This window comes from Sphingobium sp. GW821-FHT02B05 (assembly GCF_059421905.1).
On sequence record NZ_JBWKVW010000034.1, the window covers coordinates 1 to 517 of the forward strand.

General features: G+C 57.3%; 1 pseudogene. It reads right to left on the reverse strand.

Annotated elements, in window-relative coordinates:
• Window positions 1-7: 7 nt before the first annotated feature.
• A pseudogene (locus AC07UX_RS21160) lies at window positions 8-238 on the reverse strand (transposase); the annotation flags it as partial.
• Window positions 239-517: the final 279 nt, after the last annotated feature.

Genomic DNA, 517 nt, shown 5'->3' on the forward strand with positions numbered 1-517 from the left:
CTACTCACTCCAATGCTTTGAGTTTCTCGGCGGTCTCCGTCGGCACGCCTCCGCGCCTGCCGCTGTCCACCTCCGCTTTCTTCACCCATTCCAGCAGCGTGTGCCCGGAGCACCCGATCTTCTCGGCAACCGATGTGATCGCAGCCCAGCGTGAGGGGTAATCGCCCTCGTGATCCAGTACCATCCGGATCGCTCGCTGCCGAACCTCAGGGGCGAACTTGTTCGTCGTCTTGCTCATCGTAGACCCTCACTCTCAGGAGTTAAGGCCTCCGGCAATCTCGGTGCGGTTCAAAATGACGAGATGCAGAGCGACGAGATTGCCGGGATGCTATGTGATCCGCGATCCGGTCCCGAAGATCGGTTGAATAGGATTTCCCCATGATCCACCTCCAACAACGGTGAATCACATTTCCGACCTTATGGGAATCCCTCGATTCCTATTTCAAGCGCGATACTCTAGGGGCTATTCAGCGGGCAAAAACCCTGCCAGCTCAAGCGCTTGGCAGGGTATGATAGG